At 77.2% G+C, this 285-nt stretch carries 1 pseudogene; it reads right to left on the minus strand.

What is annotated here, in order from left to right:
- Positions 1 to 285: pseudogene (locus ACNAVT_RS31900) on the minus strand (serine/threonine protein kinase); the annotation flags it as partial.

Below are 285 nucleotides of genomic sequence, written 5' to 3' on the forward strand. Positions count from 1 at the left end.
CACCGGCGTGGACCGTCCCGGCTGGCCCGGGTCCGCAGGCGTGACCGACACGAGGTGAACCGGTGTGCCGGCCCGGGGCAGCAGGGCTGCGAGGCGGTCGCGGACCGCGGCCGCGCCGGTCGGCCGGTCGGCGGGATCTTTGGCCAGCAGTTCGGCGGCCAGGGCGTCCAGCTCGGCGGGAACGTCGGGCCGGCGCTCGCGCAGCGGCGGGGGTGGCTCGTTGACGTGCTGATGCAGCACGCTGAGCGGCTCGCCGACGAACGGCGGACGGCCGGCAAGCATGGC

The organism is Micromonospora sp. SL4-19 (genome assembly GCF_047921475.1).
Taxonomy (GTDB): Bacteria; Actinomycetota; Actinomycetes; order Mycobacteriales; family Micromonosporaceae; genus Micromonospora.